Source organism: Arcicella lustrica (assembly GCF_034930985.1).
GTDB lineage: Bacteria > Bacteroidota > Bacteroidia > Cytophagales > Spirosomataceae > Arcicella > Arcicella lustrica.
This window is the reverse complement of the sequence record NZ_JAYGIM010000006.1, coordinates 409386-418313: the sequence shown is the minus strand read 5'-3', so window position 1 is coordinate 418313 and position 8928 is coordinate 409386. Positions and strand designations below refer to the sequence as shown.

9 protein-coding genes are annotated in these 8928 nt (G+C 34.0%); 1 reads left to right on the top strand and 8 read right to left on the bottom strand.

Going from position 1 to position 8928, the window contains the following annotated elements; all coding sequences use genetic code 11:
• Window positions 1-242: 242 nt before the first annotated feature.
• The 7 genes from VB798_RS09340 to VB798_RS09310 all read right to left on the bottom strand — a co-directional run bounded on the left by VB798_RS09340 (window position 243) and on the right by VB798_RS09310 (window position 5618).
• Window positions 243-563 (bottom strand): DUF3817 domain-containing protein, encoded by a 321-nt coding sequence (locus tag VB798_RS09340; protein ID WP_323258202.1) that lies wholly within the window; start codon window positions 561-563, stop codon window positions 243-245.
• Window position 564: 1 nt separating this feature from the next.
• Window positions 565-1026: a hypothetical protein gene (locus tag VB798_RS09335; RefSeq protein ID WP_323258201.1), complete on the bottom strand. Its 462-nt coding sequence runs from the start codon at window positions 1024-1026 to the stop codon at window positions 565-567.
• Window positions 1027-1096: 70 nt separating this feature from the next.
• Window positions 1097-1687: a TetR/AcrR family transcriptional regulator gene (locus VB798_RS09330; RefSeq protein WP_323258200.1), complete on the bottom strand. Its 591-nt coding sequence runs from the start codon at window positions 1685-1687 to the stop codon at window positions 1097-1099.
• A 133-nt stretch (window positions 1688-1820) separates the two neighbouring features.
• Window positions 1821-2612: a cyanophycinase gene (locus tag VB798_RS09325; RefSeq protein WP_323258199.1), complete on the bottom strand. Its 792-nt coding sequence runs from the start codon at window positions 2610-2612 to the stop codon at window positions 1821-1823.
• Window positions 2613-2897: 285 nt separating this feature from the next.
• Window positions 2898-3902 carry an NADP-dependent oxidoreductase gene (locus VB798_RS09320; RefSeq protein WP_323258198.1) on the bottom strand — a complete coding sequence of 335 codons (1005 nt, stop codon included), beginning with the start codon at window positions 3900-3902 and terminating at the stop codon, window positions 2898-2900.
• 11 nt (window positions 3903-3913) lie between these two features.
• The gene (locus VB798_RS09315) at window positions 3914-4816 is read right to left on the bottom strand and encodes an alpha/beta fold hydrolase (protein WP_323258197.1); all 903 of its coding nucleotides are present in this window, start codon (window positions 4814-4816) and stop codon (window positions 3914-3916) included.
• A gap of 1 nt (window position 4817) precedes the next feature.
• Window positions 4818-5618: an SDR family oxidoreductase gene (locus tag VB798_RS09310; RefSeq protein ID WP_323258196.1), complete on the bottom strand. Its 801-nt coding sequence runs from the start codon at window positions 5616-5618 to the stop codon at window positions 4818-4820.
• 100 nt (window positions 5619-5718) lie between these two features.
• Here VB798_RS09310 and VB798_RS09305 point away from each other — a divergent pair, with 100 nt between their 5' ends.
• Window positions 5719-6153 (top strand): winged helix-turn-helix transcriptional regulator, encoded by a 435-nt coding sequence (locus tag VB798_RS09305; RefSeq protein WP_323258195.1) that lies wholly within the window; start codon window positions 5719-5721, stop codon window positions 6151-6153.
• 226 nt (window positions 6154-6379) lie between these two features.
• Here VB798_RS09305 and VB798_RS09300 read toward each other — a convergent pair whose 3' ends face one another.
• The gene (locus VB798_RS09300) at window positions 6380-8752 is read right to left on the bottom strand and encodes a glycoside hydrolase family 127 protein (protein WP_323258194.1); all 2373 of its coding nucleotides are present in this window, start codon (window positions 8750-8752) and stop codon (window positions 6380-6382) included.
• Window positions 8753-8928: the final 176 nt, after the last annotated feature.

Here is an 8928-nt window from a genome sequence, read left to right as displayed (position 1 = left end):
TAAATTGCCCTGCCTAAAGTGCATGGAAATGAATTCCTGATTTGGTAATGCAATTTATAAAAATATTTAATCAAATGAACTTGTTTCTTAACACAGCACCTTGATACAAGAAAAGTAACAAAAGAAATTCAAGAATTCCGAAACTCGCTTCGCTCAAACAGTAGGAATTCGTTTCCCATCAATCATAAAAAAGGGGTCAAAATTAGTTCTTATTCATTATGTTTTAAAAACAAAAATCATAGTTAAGCTTCTTTACTTTTCTGTATTTCCTTCAAAATCGTGTGGTCAATATAAAAAGTGCCAAATGGTAAAATACTGGCTAACAATACTTTCCAAGTTGTACTTGTAAATTTCCAGTTTTCTTCAACACTAACACTCAAAGCATTCAGGATAAAAATAATGAATAATGCGCCGTGAATTGGTCCTAATATTTTTGTTCCTGCCGGACTATCCATGTAATATTTCATCGGTGTGGCGATAAAAAGTAACAGGATAAATGATACTCCTTCTAAAAAAGCAATGATGCGTAAACGCCCAATATTGGTTGAAAATAATGTTTTCATCTTAAAAATGTCTAAAAAATACTCTGTGTGCGAAAGGAGAAAATGGCCAAGGAATAGCAATAAAAATCATGAATAAAGCTAAAGAAAACCAAACTAAAATCGTTTTGAATTTTTCTTCATCGGTTTTTCTTCTTTTTGCTAAAGCTGAGCCAATTGTTAAAACAATAATGGCTATCGACATCAAAAAGATGTGTATCAAACCGAAAAAAGTAAATTCTAAGTTTTTACTAGCCTCTTTAAAATTACTCAAAAAATATTGAACCGTCGGACTTTTGAAGTAAAGATTAATACCAACTGCCAATTGAATATGCGCAATCGTTGCCGTCCAATGCCGTACTGCATTATCTGTTTTACTAAACAAAGCTTGATTTTTCAAACCCCGATAAGCCCTAAAAAGCGAATAAATAATGCTGATTAAGACAAACCATCTTATCAGCGAATGTATAAATAAAAGTATCTGCATCTATGTTTGAATGTTAATGATGCAAAGATATTCCAAAAACATACCAAATAGTATGTTTTTGGAGAAAAAATTATTGTAAACTATCAAGATATGACTTTAAAGCCTTTAAATAAGCTTGATAATAATTACTTGTTCCATATAATTTGCCAAGATTTCTGATTCCGCCATAACCAGAAGCTATAAAGATTGATACCTCTTTACTACTAACTTCTGATTTTACCAAACCCAGATTTTTTGCTTTTTCTATCGCATTTTCCATTGCCAAAAGCATTTGATTCATAATTTTGGAAAGTGATTCACTAAATTTTTCATTCAATGGAGCCATTTCTTGAATCAAATTATTGGTTGGACAACCGTATTTTATCTGTAAATATGGGTCTTGAATCAATAAATATTCCATCATTTCATAAATGGCATTGAGCGGATTTTCTGAAGATAAAAGCGGTTCTAGCAACATTTTGCCCATTGTTTGCTCCATCATTTCATTAATTACAGCCAAACCCATTTCTTCTTTATTCTTGAAATGATAGAAAAAAGCACCTTTTGTTACTTGGGTAGTAGCAATAATATCATCAATACTGGTCGATTGATAACCATTAATATAAATCAATTCAAACGCTTTTTGAAGTATTGTCAATCGAGTTGCAGCGGCTTTGCCCATGAAATTTAAGATTATTGAATGCTTTTAATTACACAAAGATGCGTGATTTCTTTAAAATTTACTTGCCACAAAAATTTGCCTTTGAAAATTATCCATGGAATTTTCAAAGGCAAATCTATCGGTAACCAAAATATTATATTTTTACTTTCTTCCTTTTAACTAAATCAAACTTATCTCCTTTTTTCAAAAAGTAAAGTTTCATAGCTTCTTTGCTTTGTTGTGCATCAAAAATCAAGACTTGACTTTCCCCAAAAACCTCAGCTGATTTATTATTTTGCACATAAACGGCAGTGTTTTCATCAATACCAATGCCTAATAAAATTGGATATTGAAGGATTAAACCCATCAAACGGTTTTCCCTTTGGCGTTTGATAAAGTGTTGATCTACAATCGCATTAGTCAGTAATCCCAAACCTTTTTTGGTTTCTACTTGTGTGCCATCAATAACGTCTAGCTTTCCATTACCAGTAATCATTTTCTCAGACATAATCGCTGTTCCAGCACTTGTTCCGGAAAAAACAACATTGTTGTGATACCTTTCGTGCATAGCCTTAAAAAGCGTTTCATCTTCCAACACTTTCATGATTCTAACTTGGTCGCCACCCGTAAAGAAAACGCCTTTGGCAGATTTCAATTGATTCAAGAGTTTTGCTTTTGATTCAGGTGTCAGCGGAGAAAAAGGTGCGGAAACAACTTTTATAGGCGACAGTGCAGCAATATCTTTTTTGATAGATTCAACACCAACTTCTTGTTCACCACTTGCCCAAGGAATAATTAAGATTTCGCCTTGTTCTTTACCACTTAATTCAATCAGTTTATTAAGTGCATCCGCTGGACGTTTGCCACCTCCAATAACGATTAAATGTTCTTGAGCATAAGTAAAACTAGTACAAAATAAGATGATGGATAAGATTTTCTGAAGCATAAATTGTAAGGATTATTTGTTGAAGAATTTTCTTACAATATCGTAAATCTAAACTGGAAAAAATAGCGTTAACATATTCTGTTTTGTTTTCTTGACTTTATTAAGGTTTGTTCTGCAAGGTATAGGAAGGAATTATCACTCGAAGTTTTACTCCTCCAAGTTGGAGCAAGAAAAGACTGTATAATAAATACTTAGCAGAAAGCTGTTTTTGAGTTTTATTTTAAATTTAATCGCATATTAATAAGCCAGATGCTACTTTACCAAAGTAGCCCTGCATAGACAAAACTACTTAACTTTGACAACGACTTTTCCTCTTGAACGACCAGTTTCAACGTAAGACAAAGCTTCATTCGTTTGCACAAACGGAAACACTTTATCAATGACAGGTTTACTTATATCTGCTTCAATCAGTTTTGTGATTTCACCTAATTGTTTGCCTTCTGCTCTCATAAACAAGAATACAAAATTTGTATTAAGCTTCTGTGCTTTTTTCTTAGCACTTAAACTAATCAATTTCGTAACTAATTTTAAATACCAAGGCAAACCAATCTGGTTTGCAAATTCAGGTGTTGGTGGTCCGACTAACGAAATAAGTTGCCCATCAGGCTTTAAAATACTTAGTGATTTTTCTAGAATTTTTGTATCTCTATTACTGTGTAATACCAAATCATACTCTTTTAATTTGGTTTCAAAATCTTCAGTTTTGTAATCGATAATAAGGTCAGCACCAAGGCTTTTTACCAAGTCAATATTTTTTGCACTTGTAGTTGTAGCAACAAAAGCACCTAAATGTTTTGCTAACTGAATGGCAAATGTACCGACACCACCCGAACCAGCTTGAATGAAAACTTTTTGCCCTTTTTTAATTTTCCCTATTTCAACAAGAGCTTGCCAAGCAGTTAAACCAACCAACGGAATTGAGCTTGCTTCTTCCATTGAAAGATTTTTTGGTTTTAAAGCCACGTCATTTTCATCAATAGAAATATATTCAGCAAATGTACCAATACGATAATCTGATACACGGGAATATACTTCATCGCCTACTTTGAACTTACTAACTTTTGAACCTACTTTGGTAACAACACCAGCCACATCGTGACCATTTACAAATGGTGGTTTGTATGGTAAAAACAATTTGAATTCGCCATTTCTAATGAGTGAATCCAACAAATTAACACCTGCTGAATGGACTTGCACCAAAACATCATTCTCTTTTACAATTGGTTCTGTCCAATCAGTTAAATGCAACTTTTCATTTTTGCCGTAGCGTTTTACTATGAATGCTTTCATTGTTTTTTATTTTATTTAGTTAAAAATGGTAATGCTTTTTTAAGAAATTCTTCGTGATACTGGAATATACCCCCATGCCCTGAATTTGGATAAATTACAATTTCAGAATTAGTAAAACGATTTGCCAAATCATACGAATTTGGTGTAGGCACCATTCTATCGTTATCACCATTGACTACTAACACAGGATGCTTAAAAACACTCAAATCGGCAGGCTTATCATTTCCCCAATTTTTAATGGCTTTAAGTTGTTTTTTCAACACACTTAGTTTTACTTTCTTATCTCGGTTTTCGGTTCTTTCTTTCAATCTTTTCAGAAAATCACGAGCGGCAACCTTACCTACTTTATTTTGTGTAAAGAACAAATAAAATTTAGGGTCTCTGAAAGTGAAGAGTCCTTTAAAAATATCCTTGTAAGTTAAGCCGACTACATCGCTAACACCTTTACCACCACGAGGACCAGTGCCCGCAAGTACAATTTTTCGAGCCAAGGTAGGTTCTATTAAAAGTAATTCCTGAGTAATAAAACCTCCCATAGAAAATGCTACAATATCCACTTGTTTATATCCCAAGGCATGAATAAAGGCAATAGCATCTTTTGCCATATCAGGAATACTTGTTCCCTGATCACCAGTAGTTGCACCTACGCCCCGGTAATCAAAAGAAATAATTTGACGCTTTGCCGCAATGGCATCCATTATTCTTGGGTCGCAATTATCAAGATTAGCGGTTAGGTGATTAAAATAAATAACAGGTATATCACCTTCTTTACCATAAGAACGGTATGCAAATTTTATACCGTTAGCTTCTACAAATTTGGTGGGAACTGTTACGTAAGAGTAGGTTCCACTTTGTGCATTTGTTGCTGTCATTTTTAGAATGATTAAAATTGCTAGAAAAAATGTATTTTTCATTTTAAGCATTGTTTAATTGTTTGAGAACATTTTTTTCTAAAATTCCATAAGCAAAATGCTGCAAATTAATCAAGACAGAAGTGCCTTTACCCACAATATTCCTAAATTTTGGCTTATCTGTTTGAACTACTTTAAGCACTTTTTCTGCAACCATTTCAGGGTCTTCGGCTTGTTCTACTAAGTCGTTAGTAAATTTTTCAATCTTGCCTCTTAAAGAATTATAATCTTCAATTTTATTTAAGGTCGTTGATGAATTATCTAAAATATTGGTTTTGAAAGCAGCAGGTTCAATCATAGAAACACTGATATTAAATTCGTTCAGTTCATAACGTAATGATTTAAAATAACCCTCTAATGCGTGTTTTGAAGCAGCATAATAAGCGGCATTGGGAAATGACACAAGTCCAATTATTGAGCCCACAGTTATTATTTGACCGAATTTTTGTTTTCTAAAGTAAGGTAATACCGCATTTGTTACTTTGATAGTTCCCCAAAAGTTTGTTTCCAATTGTTGCCTACCTAACTCAATTGGCGTTTCTTCTGCAATACCTGACACTAAAAAACCAGCATTATTGATAAGAATATCCAACTGACCTATTTCCTTGAAAATTCTTTCTGGAAAAGTGTTTATTGATTGTTCTGAATCAAGGTCTAAAGCTATCATTTTGAAAGGCAACTTTGAAGCATACTTTTCTGGGTTGCGACTTGTGCCGATTACTTTATATCCACTTTTATGAAGCTTATTTGCGATTAGAAGCCCAAACCCTGATGACGCCCCTGTTACTAAAATTGTTTTACTCATGATTACTTGATTTAAAATTTTACTTGTAAATTTACTTTCAAATTGCAAGTGCAAATATACAAACAACTTTCAAAATGCAAGTTGTTTTTAAAGATATTTTATGAACACAAATAAAAAAAGATCTGACTGCCCATTGAGTTGTTCGCTTGACGTATTCGGCGACAAGTGGTCATTACTCATCATCCGAGACTTGATGTTCGGAAATAAATGTACCTATAATGACTTTTTAAAATCAGAAGAAGGTATTGCTACCAATATTTTAGCCTCAAGACTGAAAGGACTTGAAGAAAATGGTGTAATTGAAAAATCAGCACACCCCGACAGTAAGGCAAAAATTTTGTACAGACTTACACAAAAAGGAATTGACTTATTGCCAATTTTAATGGAAGTTTACATTTGGTCGGAAAAGTATTATGAAATACCAACCGACATAAAAGCTACAATCAAAGAAGCCAAAAAAGATAAAGATAAATTTGTAAAACAGGTTACAGAAACATTGAAAAACAAAATAATCGAGAATAAAAGCAGTAGCTAATAAGGGGTGTGAAGCGAATGGCTTAGCGCCAACTAGTCCAAGTTTTAAGCGAAGCGTCACTTGGATTTTTAAGTTGAAAATATTTACATAAATCCGGTTTCAATCAATAGGGGTGGACTTAAGTCCACCCCTATTGATTGAAACCGGAAAATGTTTTGCTAACTGGTACAAGTCTTAGGCAAAACGTCACTTGGACTTTTAGATGCTAAACCTATATATCAATAAGCTACTTCTTCATCAATCTAATACTATAAATTGCGCCAGTACTTTGCTTATTTTTTGCGACAAATTTGATATTAATGAGCTTTTTATTCCATTCCGCAGGCAATTCATAATCTACTTCAAATGGCTTTCTTGATTTTACAGCCTCGAATTGAACGGATTTAAATAACTGATTATCAATTAAAATATCAAAATCTCTTACTCTGTTTTCATTGCCGAAAGTAATTCTAATTTTCTGAGCATTTTGCTCGTTATTTCTTAAATCATAACTTATCCAGTCGGTAGTACTTCTCCAAAAAGCCCTGAGTTCTCCGCCTACATTCGATTGATTTCCTTGAAAATGATGGTCGGCTTCGGGTTGCTGTTCTCCCAAAGCAATTTGGTCAACGGTTTGTTGTTCTAAAGCCAATTTTACTAGTTCCTTCTCTTTCATTTCCTGAATTTTTCCCGCCAATTTCTCCTGATTCATCACAGGAAAATATAGCATATAACGGGCATCGTGCAATTGATAAAAAGGAATCAAAGTAAGCGATTGGTACTTGGTTGGATAAAGTGCATCGCCCATTGAAAACGCTAATTTTTGGTTTTTAATCGGCTGAATTTTAGATAAATAATCATTAGAATTACTTACCAAAATTGGTGCTTCGTCTAAAGGATATAATTTTCCAGACGCTTCGTGTCCCATTCTGCTATTATCAGCAAAAAGTCCTTTTAAGTCTGTTGTGTCTGTTTTCGCTGCCAAAACAATTGGCCCATGCACAAACGAAACCCAAGGCGAGCCGTCGGGAAGAGTTTCAGCAGTTGTCTCCATCGGAAAAGTAAGCGATACTTTATCGCCCGATTTCCAAGTTCTGTTAATGACAATAAATGAAGACGGTTTTTCATTCACTGTAAAAGTTTTACCATTTACTTTCACTTGAAAAGCCTTGTCTTTCACCCATTTCGGATAGCGAATATAGAGCGTAAAAGTTTGTGGTTTATTCAGTTTTAACGTAATTTCTGAGTTTGAAGCATTCGGAAATTGTGTGTTTTGCGTTAGCGTCAAGCCTTTTTCTTTCCAATTCAACGTAGAAGCCATAAATAGATTTACATACAAATCTTTGTCGGTATGTGCATAAATCATTTCGCCATACTTTCCATGATTTTCTATCCCAGAACCCACACAGCACCAAAAACCTTCTTGTGGCTGAGAATACACACGATAATGGCGTGGACGAATGGGCGTAAAATAGACAAAACCGCCTTTTGTCGGATGTTGCGAAGACAAAATATGATTGAAAAGCGTGCGTTCAAAAAAGTCGATATAATTAGCTTGGGGTTCTGACAAAAACAAAGATTTCGTCAGTTTCAACATATTGTATGAATTACAAGTTTCTGGCCCTTGATTGGATTCCAACATGGGCGTAAAATCATTGACAGGATTAAAATGTTCTCTGAAACTATTTCCGCCAAAAGAAACGCTACGTTTTGTACTCACATTTTCCCAGAAAAAATTCGCCGCATTTGCCCAGTCTTGGTTATGCGTTAAGTCAGCAATTTTTTGAAAACCAATTACTTTTGGAATTTGTGTATTGGCGTGCAAACCAGTCAAAGCATCTTTTTGAGCCAACAATGGGTCTAGTATAGCACGATGTGATATTTTTTGAGCAATTGCTAAATACTTTTTTTCATGCGTGATTTCATAAAGATTAGCAAACACTTCGTTCATGCCACCGTGTTCTGTTTTCAGCATTTTTTGAATTTGTTCATCATCCAAATTCTGAATTGTTTGGGCAAACCAATCCGCTAATTTTATCAAAACGTTCAGCGCTTGTTTATTTCCTGCAACGGTATAAGCATCTTGCAAACCCGCAAATAATTTATGAATGTTGTACAAAGGCACCCAAGTATTATTCAAGCCAAAACCACTTCCATCTAAGTCTCCTTTGGCGATTCTACTCCAAAATACTTTTCCTTGCGGAATACCACCGACATAACCATCCCCATTTTTTTGCTGACATTTTGCCAATTCCGACACCATGTAATCCAGCCTTTTTTTCATGTCAAGGTTATCCGTAGAAGCGTACATCAATGCCAAAGCAGATAAATAATGTCCGCCGATATGTCCGTCTAAACCAGAATTTTCCCAGTTTCCGTAGCGTTCAGCTTTCAATGGCAAACCTGCATCAATCAAGTATGGCGCCAATAATCTATCAGGATTCATAGCCAAAATATACTTTAAATCAACCTGCTGGGCATTTAAAAATGGACCCGCCTTTAAACGAACAGATTGAAGTGGAAAGCTTTGAATAATTGTATTATGGGTATTTTCTTGTGCATAAGCACTAGAAAGAAACATACTTAGACACAAGTATAAAATTTGTTTTTTAGCACGCATTGAGATAAAATCGTTAAATAGTTAATATTTTCTTTTGAAGAAAAGAGTAATGTGTAAAATTGACACAAATTAAAGTGTTTTTATTTTGAATATTATAATAATAGGCATTTTTAATATTTTAAATAGTATTTTTCCTTCATCTTTTGGAAATAGTATTCTCTATTATCTTTACAGAA